A 13,320-nucleotide genomic window follows, 5' to 3' on the forward strand; every position below is an offset into this window, starting at 1 on the left:
CGGTTCTGGCGCCGTCCTTCGTTCTGGGTGTGAATTGCATGAGTGGGGGTTGGCTTCAGCGCTCGCCAGCATGCGGCCCCCCATACCAGGGTGTAGGCGCCACTTACCAAGGCCATGCCCGAATGCCCACCGGTCCAGGCGATCAAAAGCCACGCAGGCTGGCCAGCCAACCCCAGGAACGGGGCAATGCGCCGGCTCCTGGGGCCGCCAAGTAGGGAGCCCGCCAGCGCACTCAGCCCGGTGACGGAGACCCAGATATCCAGGAAACTGAAGGCCATCACGGAAACACGCTCTCTGGAATCGGGTGGGACTTGAACTCTGTGCACCGAACCAGCGGACGGCCATCTTGGACCCACACAACGCGCAACCCCCCCAGCGGCACAAGGCAGTCGACCGGCCCCCGGTCGCATCGCAGGCACTGGCCCGGAACGGGTGCCACTTGGCCGACGGGCCGGCGGGACACACGACCCGGGCAGCGGGAGTCTGTGCAGCCTTCTGGGCCGCAGCGGCAGGGTCGCGCGGTCATTTGTCGTCGCTCACTTGAGAACCTCTGGAATTTCAATCCCGAGCCACGCAAAGCACTGGCGGACGTGCGCAGGCTCCAGATCCTTGCGAGCGAGCCCGGCGTTGATGGACGCAGACAGCCGGCGCAGGAGCATCTCGGCCTCCACGCTGCGCACCAAATCCTCGCGTGTCGCCCATGCCATGAGCCCGAGCGGGTAGCGAATCCCCTTCGATGGGACTGCAACATCCCGCCCAAGATCTGGCCGCCATGCGGCGATCCCCGCGGGGGACTTGGCGACGATGTACTGCTTAGACAGGCTCAAGACCGGTATCTCCATCGCTTGCGCCGGCGCAAAGTCGTAGAGCTTCAGGATCCAGATCGTTCCAAGAGGCTTGGTCGGTTTCGCAGCCTTCGTCATGGATCAACCCCCCGGCTCTTGTCCGCATACTGCCGGTCCCAATCGTCCAGCGCCTTGCGCAGGGGCGCCGCTATCCTCTTCCTGTCCGCCAGATCCTTGCGGCGCTCCCTCACCACGCACTCGGCTTCGGCCAGTGCGGTGGCGTCCTTGGCGATGCGGGCATCGTATTCAGCCAGCGTGCGGCGGGCGTCGGCGATCTTTTCGGCCAGGGTGGGGAGTTCGATGCTCACAGCTCCACCCCCAGGCGCTTCAGCACGCCGGCAACGGCTTCCTGAGAGCGCTCGCCGTACACGGGACCGAACGGCCCGATCTTCTCCAGCTCTTCCCGCGCCGCCTCGCGCAGCTGACCCCGGAACTCCCGCCGCAGCTCGATGCCGGCACAGTCCCGCGCCTCCACGGCGGCGATGCGCTCTTGCTGAGCCTGGATGCGACGGGTGACCTCTTGCTCTCGCATCACGGCTTCCACGCGCCCAATGTCCCACGCTGGCTTCAGCCAGTGCCCGACAGGCGGCGGATTGGTGTCTTGGGAGCCGAAAGCCAGTGCCCCGGTGATCGCGGACATGAACAGCTCTTGCAGCCGCGGATCGTCCAGGGGCTTGGGGTGCGCGGCCTGGGCTTCCAGCGCATCGGCAGCGACCAGCAGGTCCGCCATCCGCTCGGGCGTCGCAAGAACACGCAGCACGCCCTGGAATCCCGCCGGGACCGCAGCCGCATGCATGCCGCGAAGGCGGCTGGCCAAATCTCGGTATTCCATCAAGAGAACTCCAGTTTGATCATCCCCGCGTAGCCTTTGACCACTCGAGAGGCGGCCTCCCAATCCCAGCAGAGCACGGCCAGCCAGCCGGCCATCTGCAGAGCGTTGATACGGTCGCGCTGCTCTTTGGTCGGGCCCTCTCCAGGGCTCTTGAACTCAATGGCCAAGCCGATGTAACCGCCGCGCGCCACAGGCCACTGCCAGTCCGGCACGCCCGGCTTGACCCCCTCAGCCTTGAGCCTTCCGGCCGTCGCCTTGCTCCGCTGGCCACCGTTGGGCACCGCGTGAGACAGCTCAATCTCCGGGATCCGGCAGACGGAGGTCCAGCGGACAAAGGCCGCCTGCATGGCATGTTCAACGTCCCTCATGCAGCCTCCTTTATTGCCTTGCGCGCCTGGTGCTTGGCCCACTCCCCGGCCACCCACTCCACGCCCTTCGGGGTGAATCGGGCCCGGGTGTAGGCATGCCCGTGCTTCGCGCCAGTGCGAACCTCAAACCGGCCGGCGCCGATGTGTTCGGCATAGGCCGTCAAATCACCGCCCAGGCGGTACATCACCCGTCGATCCAGCAGCCAATCACGAAACTCGCCTTCCTTGGCGCCCAGCAACTTGGCCACCTGGCGGAAGCCCTGCGACCCAGTGGATGCGGTCGCATACCGGTCTGCAAACTCAACCTTTGGCGCGGCAAGCTGAAGCGCCCTCTGCTGGCGCTCGATCTGCTCGGCCTGGTCGGCGGCCAGGCGCAGCGCCGCAGATAGCGAGCGTGGGATCAGCGCCACTCCGCTTTCCAACTCCTGCCAGCGCGCCACGATCCGATGACGCATCAGGACCGAGTAGCCAGCCACCAGGGTGATCGTCAAATCCTTGGGTAGCGCCAGCATCGGGTAGCTCTGGCCGTTCTGGGGGTCGGTCCAGTTCTGGGCATACCCCTGCTCCGCCAGCCCCAGCTCGCTCAGCATGACCCGTGCGTCACGCAAGATGTGCTTGTGCTCTTTCCCTGTCAACTCCGCGATCTCACGGCTGGTCATGGTCACAGGCGCGATGCCGGACATGCCCCCGGCCTCAACGAGTTGTTGCATTGTTGGGTCCTTCAAATCATGGCCGCCTGGCCAGCCACAAACTCATCCACCCAGTCCCGCTGGGATTCGTCCCGAACCGGAGCGTCTTGGCCGGCTCCTTGACGCCGGCAGACCTGAGACCTTTGAGACTCGCCCGCCCGACGCGAGGAGCGCTTGCGCACCGGCACGCGACCCTTGCCCACCGGGATACCTGCACGCTTGGCGCAGTGCCGGCCGACGGGAACACCGTTCGGGAGAGGTGTCAGCAGTCCGCGCCCACAGAGCGCGCACCGCAGAACGCCGGGGATCGTCTGCTTAGGCTTGGTCATGCCACTGGAAGGTAAGCTGATTTGCCGCCTCCTTGCGCCCTGATACCCCAGCCGCGCGCCTTGTCGTCCGGGTCGGTGGTTTGCCGTCCGCTGGGGCGATCAGGTGGAGTTGCTCTCCCGCAGTGGGGCCCGTAAACATGGCCCCGGCATATCGGGACGCCAACGCCCAGATGCTGTTGATCGTGTCGGCCACAGTCCACCGCGAAGCGCCGTCTGGGATAGCCCTGTACTCCAGGTACATCCGGTCCCCGATCCGCGCCTCTCGGGCCTCGAACCAGCCAGTCCCCACTGCATTGCGCAGGAGTCGACTGGGCGCCGATTCGCTGGATGGCTCACCGATTGCGGCGAGCACATCGGAGACCCGGAACCAGCGGCGATCTTTCAGCCCCCAGTCCCTAGCCCGCGCAGTCCACTCCGAACGAGGGGCGCTCATGCTCCAGCCTCCTCTTCGTTCGGCTCAGGACTCCGTCGGAGTCGCTCACGAAGCGAGGCAGGAGGCGGCACTGCCTCACGATGCCGGCGCTCGATCTCAGCCAACACCGCCCGCCCGGCTTCACGCCGGGCCTCAGCCTTCTCCGGCGATTCTCCCTGTGAGGGCTGAAACCCGGCGGCCCGCGGAGCCTGATGGGCCATGGGGCTCCGGCACCAGTTGCGCCAAGTGGCCAGCCAGTCCGCCTTGGTCGCATCCTTGCCGGTCTTGGCACACCAGTGATCCCGGAACTTCTGCGCCTCCAGCCGGACCTTGGCCTCATCCCACTGCGAAAACTCAGCCAGCGCCCACAAGCCCCAAGCCTTCGGGAGCGACCAGTCCCCCGGGAGGCGGGCCCCACGTGCCGACGCCTTGCCGGGCCCTGCCGCCTCAGGTCCGGTAGCGTCTGGGTCGGCATCATAGCCATCGCCGTTGACGGGCACGTCCTCGGAAAACTCAGTTGTTGCCGGCGCGGCAGCGCCGGGGGCCGTGACATCGCGGCTCGAATCTGCGCCCTCTTGCGCCGAATCGGCCGATTCGCCCGGCAAACAACTAATACCTTTCTCTTCCTGCTCCTGTTTCTGCTCCTGCTCCTGCTCCTGATTCCCGGTAGTCTTTTTCTTAGGCTTGGAGAAAGCCTTTCCGGGTGTCTTTCCGCGCGGCGGCTGAACTGGTGGGTGATCCGGCCTTTCCCCGGGCACGACACCATCAAAAGCCGAGCAATAGCAGGAGGTTACGAATGCTCGCTCGTAGGATGGGCCCAACTCGCGCAGGGCAGCGCGAAGCACCTTCCAGGCCTCCTCTTTCAGCGGGCACTCAGGAATGCGCGACCACGTCGCCGCCCAGCTCTTGACGACGTTGGGGCTCTGGGGGTGGTTGTAGACGATAGCCTTCGGCACCCAGATGAGGCGGGCTTTCCAGTCGGCCAGCGCCATGCCTTGCTTAGAGACTTCAGCGAAGGCTTTGTCAAAGTCTTCGATTTCCCACCCGAGCATCTCGGACAGGCCCGCCCGCCCGACGGGCTGCAGGCCGGGAATGTTGGTCGTCTGCGGCCCCATCAGCAGGACCATCCACAGGGCCTGCCCGCTGGCGTGCAGCGGGCTCAACGCGTTGAATTTGCGGTCAGACCAGGTCTGCACCGAAACCTTGCGGTAGGGAGACATTTCGGGCGCGTCATGCATTGGCGAGCCCTCCAGCCAACTCCCAAACGCTACGCGGTACGCTGGCATGCGGGACTACAGAGCGAGACAATGGCACGTCGTCGCCGGAAACAACCGTGACGCCCCTGGCGACCGCCTTCCGCCTGACGCCCACCTTGCTGAATACGGGAATTTCTGGGGCGCTGAACACCAGTTGGCCCTCAGTGCCGCGGAGCTGGGCAATCTTGCCGTTGCGCAATCCCGGCTCCACCAGGTTGGGAATGAGGTCAGGATCCACCCCGAGCACCTCAGCGAGGCCGGGGCTCGTCATTTGGGACTTGGCCTGCCGAAGCGCCGCCAGAGCGTCCTCCCAGGTTGCGCGGATCGCGCTCCGGGGATTGGCCTTGAGCTTGGTACGCACGTGGTAGCGGGCGCATCGCTCAGCATTGGTGTAGGCAATCGGGCGCTCAACGTTGTGCACACCCATGCCCCAAAGCGGCGTTGGAGACCCGCCCCAGCCTTCGCGGCGAACCCACTCGACCACGGATGCGAGCCGAAGCCCTTTCATCCGGTTGAGGTTGCTTCGAATCGCAGCGGGCGTAAGGCCGCACGCATGGTGCAGGTCGGCAACGCTTGCTGGACCTGCCCGCAGGCGCTTCACGAGAGCGCCAAACGCGATCAGGTCAGGCCATACCACCGCCGCAGCTTTGCTGCGCAGAAAGTCTGGCTCAACTTCACCGGGGTAAGCCACATCCTCTGGGATTGGCGCGCCCCACACCGGGCTGTAGGGCCCGCGCCCCTTGCGTCGGGTCCACCCGTGGATGGAGATCAAGCCATCTGCGTGGAACCGGACCAGGATCCGCTGCAGGTGCTGGATGCACGCTCCCCCAATCTGCTCGGAAACGTCCAGCCCAGACAAGCCGCCGGCTTTAGACCCAGCGTAGACGCAGGCGAGGATGTTGACCAGTGCGTTGATCTTCTTCATGCCTTCACCTCAGAAGGGGATGTCATCATCCATGTCCTCGAAACTGGAGCCGGACTTGGCCGGGCCCCTGGGTGCGGGCGCAGGCGCCACGGGACGGCGCTCTGCCATCCGTTCGCCATGCGTCCGGCCGCCGCCACGGTCCTCAGGCGACCCAGCCGGCCGGCGGGTGGCCCTTTGTTGGCTACGAGGCTCACCCTCAGGCTCTTCACTTTCTCGGCCGCCCAGCAGCTGCAACTGCTCGGCCACGATCTCGGTGGTGTAGTGGTCTTTGCCGTCCTTGTCCTGCCACTTGCGGGTCTTCAGGCGGCCCTCGATGTAGGCCGGGCGGCCCTTGCGCAGGTACTCGCCGGCCACTTCGGCCAGGCGGTCATAGAGCACGACGGAGTGCCACTCGGTTTCTTCCACGCGCTCGCCGCTGTCGCGACTCTTCCAGTTGCGGGTGGTGGCCAGGCGCAGGTTGCACACCGCCGAACCGCTGGGGGTGTAGCGGACCTCGGGGTCGCGCCCCAGGTTGCCGATGAGGATGACTTTGTTGATGCTGGCCATGGGTCAGTCCCCCTTGTTCTTGGCGGTCATGACGGCGGGCGGCTTGAGCGACTGCCGTGCCGCTGCGCAGTCCCCACAGCGATAGACGCCCTGGAGTCCTTTGCGCTTGCGGCAGAGGCCAATCGGGCGGTAACGGTTGCAGTCCAGGCACCACACAGTCACGCCCTTGTCCTGGGGAATCAGCGCTTTGCCGTGGGTCGGTACGTAAGACCCGCGCACAGCGGAGCCCTCCCGGCGCAGTGCCGGGCCCTTCTCTTCAATCATCGGAATCCCTTCTTCGACTGACGGATGCCAGTCCCAACGTGGAATAGCCCGCAGCAACGACAGAGGTACGGAGACGCCCGACCGTCGCTGCGCTCTCGATTTCTTCGGGCCCGCTTGGCAGCCCTCTCGGCTCTCCCGAGGTAGCGATGGGCAACCTTGCCCACGCAAGACGCGGCGGCATCACGGGAACCTCTGTCAACGCGACTGCCGCTCATCACACCCTCAGCTCAACTCGCGCAGCGCGTAGGCGCGCCGCTCCAGTGAATCCGCCTTCCTGGCCCGCATCGCCTGGATGAATGCGAGTGCGGCCTGAACGGCAGCGATCAACTCGCCAGCCTCGCGCTGGCAGTCGTGCAGCTCGTTCTCGGTGATGTCGTCATCTGCCAGAGACGAGCTCACCTTGGCCACCAGTTCGGCGAACTGTTTGGCCAGCTCCGCGATGTGAGCGTGGCCAGTTCCTGCAGCCGCTCCGCCGGGCATAGGGACGACAACCGCCCCGACTTCGGCCGCGAACGCATTGAGAAACACCCAGTTGGCCGTGTACTGAGTGGCAGTCACCACATCCACGGCGCCGGCCTTGGCCATGCGGTTCCTCGGGTCAACCTCTTTGTAGAGGGTGTCCCGCGGCTTCCCGAGCCAATCGGCGATGTCTTGGGCGCTCACTCCTGGGGAGTTGTGCACCAGGTCATACAACGCGCGCTCAAGCGCTGCCCTGCTCATTGCAGCACCCCCTGCCCTGCTGGAATAGACCGATCCCCGACACAGGGCGACAGTCCGGCCCCATGAACAGAAAGCACTCGACCCCGCGAATCCCGGTCCCCGTGGTCATCACTGAAGACGAAGCCCTGTGGGCGCGTCGGGCGCTTATCCGCCTGTTGGTGCGCGTCATGGAGCGCATCAACCGCGGTGACCCGGTGTGACACGGGCCGCGCGGCGGGCCATTGCGCGGCGCTGGAAGCAGTTCCATGACGCGTCACGACTCACCCCCGTCAGTCCCCCAGTCCGGATCCACAGCAATGGCGAACAGGGCAACGACCACAAGGAGCGGGACGATCAGGACCGACAGCCACCGGGGCCACCAAGGATCTCGGGACATGGCAACCCCTTAACTGCTGGTTTTTTGTTGGACACTGACCCGGCTCAACACTGCCGGCTGACGGGTGGCCAGCTTGGTGGAGCCGCTGCATGCCCGAGCGAGTTCCGCCCCGAAGTGCATTCGGGCCCAGGCCGCCACGACCCTGTCGGCAGCGATTGAGTGCAACTCTTCAGGCCACTGGCTAACAGCCGATGGTGTGAGGCCAGTCAGCGCGGCGACCTTCTTCACGGACCCACCCAGGAGATGGATTGCTTGCGCTTTTTTCATGCCCTGGATGTTAACGCGTTTAACTCTATGCAGACAAGCCCGCTTAACTGCCCCGCTGTTCTAATCCGTGAAATGAGTTCACTTCGCGAGCGGCTGGAAGAGGTCATGGCCGCAAAAAAGTGGACCCGCTCCGACCTGCTCCGGATCACCGGACAGTCGCAATCCCTCGTGTCCCAGTGGCTCGGGAAGGGGTCCAAAGAAATCAACGAGATGCACAAGCTCGGCGCTGCCGTTGCCCTAGCGCGCGAGTCGGGCTATTCGGCCCTTTGGATCGCAATCGGCGAAGGCCCAAAGTTCGTGCGCGATGTCGAAGACGCGCGCTTGGTCGGACAGAGCGCCACCCAGAAACAAGACCTAGGGGCGGCCTTGACGCTGTTGGCCGGAGCAGTGGCGCACCGAACGCGTGTCGAAAGAGCCCAGCTTGCAGCCCTGCTGCGCATGCTGGCCGAGGAGCCGGACGACCGCGAGGAGACTTGCGCAGCAGTCATGGCCTGCCTTGAGCCCAAGAGCTACTTCCGCTATCTGCAGACCTGGGAGGAAACCGCCCGCAGCGTCGCACTCCGTCTCAACCCGGAATGGCTGGGCACAGGGCAGGACTTCGTGGATCTCGTAGATGAGATGCGGGCAAAGGGCGAAGGCGGCATGCTGGCCGAGGTGCCCAAGCTCCCCGATCTGACGCGCAAAGCAAAGTAAAAAGGCCCCATCCATCCCTGGATGAGGCCCCAGCAACGGCCGCGGCCGTTGCTAATTTGATCGGGTGACTGGACGACCACGCGAGTAGCCATCCCTCCTAGTCCACGTCACGCCGCTCGACGCTCCTCGCGCGCCACACCTGATCCGTGGCTCGCCTCGGCCTTCGACCAATGCACTGTCTCTGCATTGATGATGACCTGACCGCCGTGGATGGTGATGGTCTGCGCTGGGCGCGGGTCGGCCGGTGGCACTTGCCCACCGGCGGAAACCTCCCGGCCCGTTCGGGTCGAGAGGTTCGCGATGACATCCGATCTCATGGTTCTCCCTAACTGGCAAATCGCCAGGAGGGCGCTTGTAACCGACAGTGAGATGACGGTCAATGGCGGCAGCGCCGCCTCCCAGACCGAGTTTGCCAACACGCCCGCCGCCGCGAGCATGTGGACTACCAAAAACGGCAATTGGTACAGCATCCCCGAGTCATCGGCGGCCCTCGGACGAAAGTCAAACTCATCGACACCCGGAATAGCCCTGTTTTTTTGTCAACAATGTTAACGCGTTTAACTCTTCGACTTAAACGAGTTAAACTTCTTCCATCGCATCCAACGACAGGAAGGAGAGCAGTTGAACCCGCAAAAGCTGATCGCCAAGAGCCGCGCCGCAGCGGACCGGCACTGCAAGGCAGCCGGGGTCTCCAACGACCCCGGGCAAGTCGCGGCGGCCCGCCTGGAGGCCCTGGAGCGAGCAGTGAAGGCTGCCGCCGCCGAACTGGCGCCCAAGACCGCCAACCCCTGGGTGGAGGTCGAGGACAACGGCGTTGTCTTCGAGGTCTCCGAGGAAGAAGATGGATTCGCCGTCTGGCACATGGGCTCGCAGATGAGCGAGCACCTGGATGACCAGGTGATCGCTGCACTGGTCCGCCAAGCGGCCGCCCCCTTGGCCGCCCTGCAGGCCCAGGGCCGTGAGGAATTCGCCCCCCTGGAGGCGATCCTGTGACCCCCGCGGCAAAGGCCCAGGCCGCCCGGGTGGTCGTCTTCACCCGCAACCCGGAAGCCCATATCGCTGGGCTGCTTGCTGAGTCCCGCCGCCGAGCGGCCGGGACGGCGCCACGGATTCCCGTGACCCTGGCCGGAAGCTACCGCCGGCCTTCCCTTCTTCGCAGTCTCTGGGCGTTCCTGACCGCCCCGAGCCCCGACCTCTCCCGCTAAGGAGTCAGAACATGAACAACACCGCCAACTCGGTGGTGCAGGCGGAGCCCTGCCTGCCCGCAACACAACCCGCCTCCCCCGCCTTTGCGGGCCTTGACCTGATCGCAAAGGCCGTAGAGCGCGGCTGCTCAAGCGAGCAAATCGACCAGCTGGCCGCACTGGCGGAGCGGATGGCCCGCGACGCCAAGAAGGCCGCATGGTCTCGCGCCATGGCCGCTTTCAGCCGTGAGCCCATCGAAGTCTTGAAGAACAAGACGGCGGACTTCCCTGGGAAGAACGGGCGCGTGAGCTACAACTTCGCTGACCTCACGTCGGTCACGGACGCCATTCGCCCTGCGATGGCCAAGCACGGTCTGTTTTACCGGTGGGAAGAGCGCACCGAGGGAACCACGGTGCATTGCACCTGCTACGTGGGCCACGCAGACGGCCACGAAGAGAAGGGCTCCACCCTTTCCGCGCCGAAGGACGACTCGGGGTCGAAGAACACGATCCAAGCCAGCGGCTCAACGATCTCCTACCTGCGCCGGTACACACTTCTTGGTTTCTTCGGCCTGGCGCCGCGCGATGGCGCTGACGACGATGGGCGGACCGCGGCTCCCACTCCGGGCACCCAAGCCAAGGGCGCTGGTGCGGCAGAAGAGGCTGTTGACTACAAGCGCAACCTTGAGGCCTGCCGCAACCCGCAGGCATTGGCCCGCGTGATGAACGGCATCCCGTCGTCCGTTCGCCAGAAGTTCCTGCCGACCTACCACGCCTGCCTGGCCGTACTGCAGGAGGCCGCGGCGTGATCCGAGACCCCTCCCCGCAGGGGTCGCCGGAGTGGCACCAGGCGCGGTGCGGCGTGCTGACTGCCTCCCTGTTTGCCCAGGCCATCGGGACCACTTCCAGGGGGTCTGCTGGGCGGACCCGTGGAGACGCTACGGCATCCTCGGAAGAACTGGCGGCCATCCTGGCGTGCGAGCGGATCTCCGGCAAACCCTACCGCGCGCTGCTGGACAACGAGTGGACGAGCTTTGGCCATGAGCAGGAGCCCATGGCCAAGATCGAGTACCTGGAGCGCACAGGCATTGCGACTGATGACGCCGGCCTGATCCTGACCGACGACCGCAAATTCGGGTACTCCACCGACGGCGAGGCCGAAGACAGGCACGGCCTTGGCCTTGTTGAAGTCAAAAGCCTTGCAAGCGCCCGCCGGATCGCTGAGTTCTTGTGTGCCCCCGACAAGCGCGAATGGGCCATGGGTCAGTTCAAGCCGCAGTGCAAGGGCGGGCTTTGGCTCACCAACCGGGCTTGGCTGGACCTGATTGTCTGGATCCCCAGTATGGAGTCCGTCAACAAGCATTTCTGGTCTTGGCGGATCTGGCGTGACGACGACGAGCTGGAGCAAATGGAAGAGCAGTTGTGGCGGTTCATGCGCCGCGTTGACGGGCTCGAAGCCATCTTCCGTGCGCCCCCACTTCAGGACGAACTGATTTCCCTGGGGCTCCCGCCGGCGATCCGGCACGGCGCCCCGACCGAACAGCCCGAGCTTGTCGCTGCGCAGGCCGCAACCACCACCGAACTCCCCCTTTCCCTCTTCTGAGGATCCCGCAATGATCGACACCACGACGACCCTGGAGCGCCCGGCTCCCTCCACCGACCTGACCCCCGCCGCACGCGCCGTGCTGGCCCTGGGCTCTACCCGGGCAGAAACCGAGCTGCGGGCTTTGGTGAGCCTGAGCGAAGGCCTGACTGCGGTGGCCGACGACGCCGGCCGCGATCAGGTGCACCGCGCTGCGATGCAGCTTCGCACCGCCCGCACCAATCTGGAGAAGAAGGGCAAGGCCGCCCGTGATGACGCCCAAAGCTTCTCCAAGGCGGTGATCGCCGAAGAGAAGCGCCTGATCGCCATCGTGCAGCCCGAAGAGCAGCGATTGCTGGTGATCCGCGACGAATGGGACGACCGCAAGGCCGCCCAGGAGCGCGCCCGGGTTGAATCCCACGAGAAGCGCCTGGCCCAGCTGCAGGGCCTGCGCCTGATCCCCGCCGATGCCCTGACCAAGACCCCCAGCGAACTGGAAGGCGCCATCGCCAAGCTGGTGGGCTACGCCATTGACCCGGCCGTTTGGGAGGAGTTCTCCAAGAGGGCTGAGACCGTCAAACTGGAAATCATCGGCGAGCTGCAGTCCTACTTGGTCCAGGCCAAGGACCGCGAAACCCTGAAGGCATCACTCCGGGAAATGGCGATCCTGCTGCAGGCCCAGCAGGCAGAGCAAGAGCGCGAGGCTGCCCAACGCCGCGCGCTGTGGCTGGAAGAGCAGGCCAAGACCGACCCCGCGCCGATCCCGATGCAGCCCGTCACGCGGGAAACCATGGACGACATTGCGCAGGAAGTCCCCGCAGACCCTGCGCCTGCCGAGCCGGCTGCAGCAGCAGAACCCCCCTCCGCCACTGTGGTCACTGTGGCCCAGCCCACGGGCCCCAACCTCTCCGGCGCTCCGGCTCTGAAGCTGGCCGAACTGTGCGCCGTGTTGGGCGTCAGCCTCACGGCGGGCGACCTCCTTGACCTGGGCTTTGCCCACCACTCCGGGGAGAACAGCCGCAACGCCAAGTTGTACCGGGCTGACCAAGTCCAAGCCATCGGTAAAGCCGTGAAGGCCCGCATCGATTCCGGCATTGCCAAGTGGGCCGCCGCCGTCTCCGCCTGAACGAGGAACCAACCATGATCAAGTCCGCCATCATCTTCGCTCTGGCCGCTGAAAACGGTTTCGATCTGGACCGCGACAGCGCCGCCATTGCGCCCCAGGCCTTCCTCCCCTGCGGCCCGTCCCAAGCTCAGTCCATCGGCTGGGTTCCGCCGCGTGGCGAGAAGCACGGCCCGCTGATTGAGTCGGTCAACTCTCAGTGGATCCTGCGGGTCCGCATTGAAACCAAGGTGCTGCCCGCATCCGTGGTGAAGGCTCGCACGGCTGAACTCGCTGCAGAAATGGAGCGGAACACCGGCCGCACCCCCGGCAAGAAGGCCCTCCGGGAGCTGAAGGAGCAGGCCATTCAGGAGCTGATGCCGCAGGCCTTTGTGCGGCAGCGTGGCTGCCTGGTCTGGATCGACCCCAAGGCCAGCCGCATGGTGATTGACGCTTCCCCTGCGGTTTGCGAGGACATCATCGGCCTGCTGGTGAAGGCCTGGCCTGGCGTCACTGTGCAGAACCTGCAACCCCACACGCCGCCCAGCCTGGTCATGGCCGGCTGGCTCCAGCATGGCCCCCAAACCCCGTTTGCGCTGGGCCGCTCCTGCACCCTGAAAGCTCACGAAGCCACCCGGGCCATGGTTCGCTATGCCCGCCACGCCCTGGACATTGACGAGGTGCGCGAACACCTGGAGCAGGGAAAGTACGTCACCTCACTGGAGCTGTCCTGGCATGGCCGCGTTGGGTTCAAGCTGCAGGACAACTTCCATTTCAAGGGCATTGACTTCGCCGATGTGGTGTACGAGCAGAAGTCGCAAGACGTCGACCACTTCGACGCCGATGTGGCCATCACCACCGGCGAACTGTCCATGCTGATTGATGACCTGGTGGACGCCATGGGCGGCCCGCTGCAGGCCTGAGGAAGCC

General features: G+C 65.3%; 17 protein-coding genes. 6 read left to right on the forward strand and 11 right to left on the reverse strand.

The window, feature by feature from the left end:
* Positions 1 to 536: 536 nt before the first annotated feature.
* From G3A44_RS00930 to G3A44_RS00975, 10 genes are all read right to left on the reverse strand, one after another.
* Positions 537 to 923: a hypothetical protein gene (locus G3A44_RS00930; RefSeq protein WP_163455604.1), complete on the reverse strand. Its 387-nt coding sequence runs from the start codon at positions 921 to 923 to the stop codon at positions 537 to 539.
* A complete protein-coding gene (locus tag G3A44_RS00935; protein ID WP_163455605.1) occupies positions 920 to 1,153 on the reverse strand; it encodes a hypothetical protein in 234 nt (77 codons plus the stop codon). Before G3A44_RS00935 ends, G3A44_RS00930 begins: the two co-directional genes overlap by 4 nt.
* Complete coding sequence (locus G3A44_RS00940) at positions 1,150 to 1,677, reverse strand: hypothetical protein (RefSeq protein WP_163455606.1); 528 nt, start codon at positions 1,675 to 1,677, stop codon at positions 1,150 to 1,152. The genes G3A44_RS00935 and G3A44_RS00940 overlap by 4 nt, the downstream gene beginning before the upstream one ends.
* The gene (locus tag G3A44_RS00945) at positions 1,677 to 2,045 is read right to left on the reverse strand and encodes a VRR-NUC domain-containing protein (protein ID WP_163455607.1); all 369 of its coding nucleotides are present in this window, start codon (positions 2,043 to 2,045) and stop codon (positions 1,677 to 1,679) included. Before G3A44_RS00945 ends, G3A44_RS00940 begins: the two co-directional genes overlap by 1 nt.
* Entirely contained in the window at positions 2,042 to 2,755 is a 714-nt protein-coding gene (locus G3A44_RS00950) for a phage antirepressor KilAC domain-containing protein (protein WP_163455608.1), read from the reverse strand. The genes G3A44_RS00945 and G3A44_RS00950 overlap by 4 nt, the downstream gene beginning before the upstream one ends.
* A 737-nt stretch (positions 2,756 to 3,492) precedes the next feature.
* Positions 3,493 to 4,713, reverse strand: coding sequence for a hypothetical protein (locus tag G3A44_RS00955; protein ID WP_163455609.1), 1,221 nt, complete (start codon positions 4,711 to 4,713; stop codon positions 3,493 to 3,495).
* Positions 4,706 to 5,656 carry a hypothetical protein gene (locus tag G3A44_RS00960; protein ID WP_163455610.1) on the reverse strand — a complete coding sequence of 317 codons (951 nt, stop codon included), beginning with the start codon at positions 5,654 to 5,656 and terminating at the stop codon, positions 4,706 to 4,708. The genes G3A44_RS00955 and G3A44_RS00960 overlap by 8 nt, the downstream gene beginning before the upstream one ends.
* A 9-nt stretch (positions 5,657 to 5,665) precedes the next feature.
* Positions 5,666 to 6,202: a single-stranded DNA-binding protein gene (gene ssb, locus G3A44_RS00965; RefSeq protein ID WP_163455611.1), complete on the reverse strand. Its 537-nt coding sequence runs from the start codon at positions 6,200 to 6,202 to the stop codon at positions 5,666 to 5,668.
* A 3-nt stretch (positions 6,203 to 6,205) separates the two neighbouring features.
* A complete protein-coding gene (locus G3A44_RS00970) occupies positions 6,206 to 6,466 on the reverse strand; it encodes a hypothetical protein (RefSeq protein ID WP_163455612.1) in 261 nt (86 codons plus the stop codon).
* A 222-nt stretch (positions 6,467 to 6,688) separates the two neighbouring features.
* Positions 6,689 to 7,186 carry a phage regulatory CII family protein gene (locus G3A44_RS00975; RefSeq protein ID WP_310734301.1) on the reverse strand — a complete coding sequence of 166 codons (498 nt, stop codon included), beginning with the start codon at positions 7,184 to 7,186 and terminating at the stop codon, positions 6,689 to 6,691.
* 715 nt (positions 7,187 to 7,901) lie between these two features.
* On the opposite strand from G3A44_RS00975, the gene G3A44_RS00980 reads away from it, so the two are divergent.
* Complete coding sequence (locus tag G3A44_RS00980; protein ID WP_163455614.1) at positions 7,902 to 8,522, forward strand: hypothetical protein; 621 nt, start codon at positions 7,902 to 7,904, stop codon at positions 8,520 to 8,522.
* A 107-nt stretch (positions 8,523 to 8,629) separates the two neighbouring features.
* Here G3A44_RS00980 and G3A44_RS00985 read toward each other — a convergent pair whose 3' ends face one another.
* On the reverse strand, positions 8,630 to 8,992 hold the full coding sequence (locus G3A44_RS00985) for a hypothetical protein (RefSeq protein ID WP_163455615.1): 363 nt from the start codon (positions 8,990 to 8,992) through the stop codon (positions 8,630 to 8,632).
* 151 nt (positions 8,993 to 9,143) lie between these two features.
* Between G3A44_RS00985 and G3A44_RS00990 the strand changes: the two genes are divergently transcribed.
* The 5 genes from G3A44_RS00990 to G3A44_RS01010 all read left to right on the forward strand — a co-directional run bounded on the left by G3A44_RS00990 (position 9,144) and on the right by G3A44_RS01010 (position 13,313).
* A complete protein-coding gene (locus G3A44_RS00990) occupies positions 9,144 to 9,515 on the forward strand; it encodes a hypothetical protein (protein WP_163455616.1) in 372 nt (123 codons plus the stop codon).
* A gap of 223 nt (positions 9,516 to 9,738) precedes the next feature.
* Entirely contained in the window at positions 9,739 to 10,515 is a 777-nt protein-coding gene (locus tag G3A44_RS00995; RefSeq protein ID WP_163455617.1) for an ERF family protein, read from the forward strand.
* A complete protein-coding gene (locus tag G3A44_RS01000; RefSeq protein ID WP_310734302.1) occupies positions 10,512 to 11,309 on the forward strand; it encodes a YqaJ viral recombinase family protein in 798 nt (265 codons plus the stop codon). Before G3A44_RS00995 ends, G3A44_RS01000 begins: the two co-directional genes overlap by 4 nt.
* A gap of 10 nt (positions 11,310 to 11,319) precedes the next feature.
* The gene (locus tag G3A44_RS01005) at positions 11,320 to 12,414 is read left to right on the forward strand and encodes a coiled-coil domain-containing protein (protein ID WP_163455619.1); all 1,095 of its coding nucleotides are present in this window, start codon (positions 11,320 to 11,322) and stop codon (positions 12,412 to 12,414) included.
* 14 nt (positions 12,415 to 12,428) lie between these two features.
* Positions 12,429 to 13,313 (forward strand): recombination-associated protein RdgC, encoded by an 885-nt coding sequence (locus G3A44_RS01010; RefSeq protein ID WP_163455620.1) that lies wholly within the window; start codon positions 12,429 to 12,431, stop codon positions 13,311 to 13,313.
* The last annotated feature ends 7 nt before the right edge of the window (positions 13,314 to 13,320 follow it).

Source organism: Ideonella livida, assembly GCF_010499455.1.
In the GTDB taxonomy this organism is placed as follows: Bacteria; Pseudomonadota; Gammaproteobacteria; order Burkholderiales; family Burkholderiaceae_C; genus Ideonella; species Ideonella livida.

Excerpts from the sequence above, each read along its gene's own strand:
- G3A44_RS00955 (WP_163455609.1), bottom strand. The coding sequence starts at position 4,713 with ATGCATGACGCGCCCGAAATGTCTCCCTACCGCAAGGTTTCGGTGCAG.
- G3A44_RS00985 (WP_163455615.1), bottom strand. The coding sequence starts at position 8,992 with ATGCTGTACCAATTGCCGTTTTTGGTAGTCCACATGCTCGCGGCGGCG.
- G3A44_RS00980 (WP_163455614.1), top strand. The coding sequence starts at position 7,902 with ATGAGTTCACTTCGCGAGCGGCTGGAAGAGGTCATGGCCGCAAAAAAG.
- G3A44_RS00970 (WP_163455612.1), bottom strand. The coding sequence starts at position 6,466 with ATGATTGAAGAGAAGGGCCCGGCACTGCGCCGGGAGGGCTCCGCTGTG.
- G3A44_RS00940 (WP_163455606.1), bottom strand. The coding sequence starts at position 1,677 with ATGGAATACCGAGATTTGGCCAGCCGCCTTCGCGGCATGCATGCGGCT.
- G3A44_RS00960 (WP_163455610.1), bottom strand. The coding sequence starts at position 5,656 with ATGAAGAAGATCAACGCACTGGTCAACATCCTCGCCTGCGTCTACGCT.
- G3A44_RS00930 (WP_163455604.1), bottom strand. The coding sequence starts at position 923 with ATGACGAAGGCTGCGAAACCGACCAAGCCTCTTGGAACGATCTGGATC.
- G3A44_RS00950 (WP_163455608.1), bottom strand. The coding sequence starts at position 2,755 with ATGCAACAACTCGTTGAGGCCGGGGGCATGTCCGGCATCGCGCCTGTG.
- G3A44_RS01005 (WP_163455619.1), top strand. The coding sequence starts at position 11,320 with ATGATCGACACCACGACGACCCTGGAGCGCCCGGCTCCCTCCACCGAC.
- ssb (WP_163455611.1), bottom strand. The coding sequence starts at position 6,202 with ATGGCCAGCATCAACAAAGTCATCCTCATCGGCAACCTGGGGCGCGAC.
- G3A44_RS00975 (WP_310734301.1), bottom strand. The coding sequence starts at position 7,186 with ATGAGCAGGGCAGCGCTTGAGCGCGCGTTGTATGACCTGGTGCACAAC.
- G3A44_RS00995 (WP_163455617.1), top strand. The coding sequence starts at position 9,739 with ATGAACAACACCGCCAACTCGGTGGTGCAGGCGGAGCCCTGCCTGCCC.
- G3A44_RS01010 (WP_163455620.1), top strand. The coding sequence starts at position 12,429 with ATGATCAAGTCCGCCATCATCTTCGCTCTGGCCGCTGAAAACGGTTTC.
- G3A44_RS00945 (WP_163455607.1), bottom strand. The coding sequence starts at position 2,045 with ATGAGGGACGTTGAACATGCCATGCAGGCGGCCTTTGTCCGCTGGACC.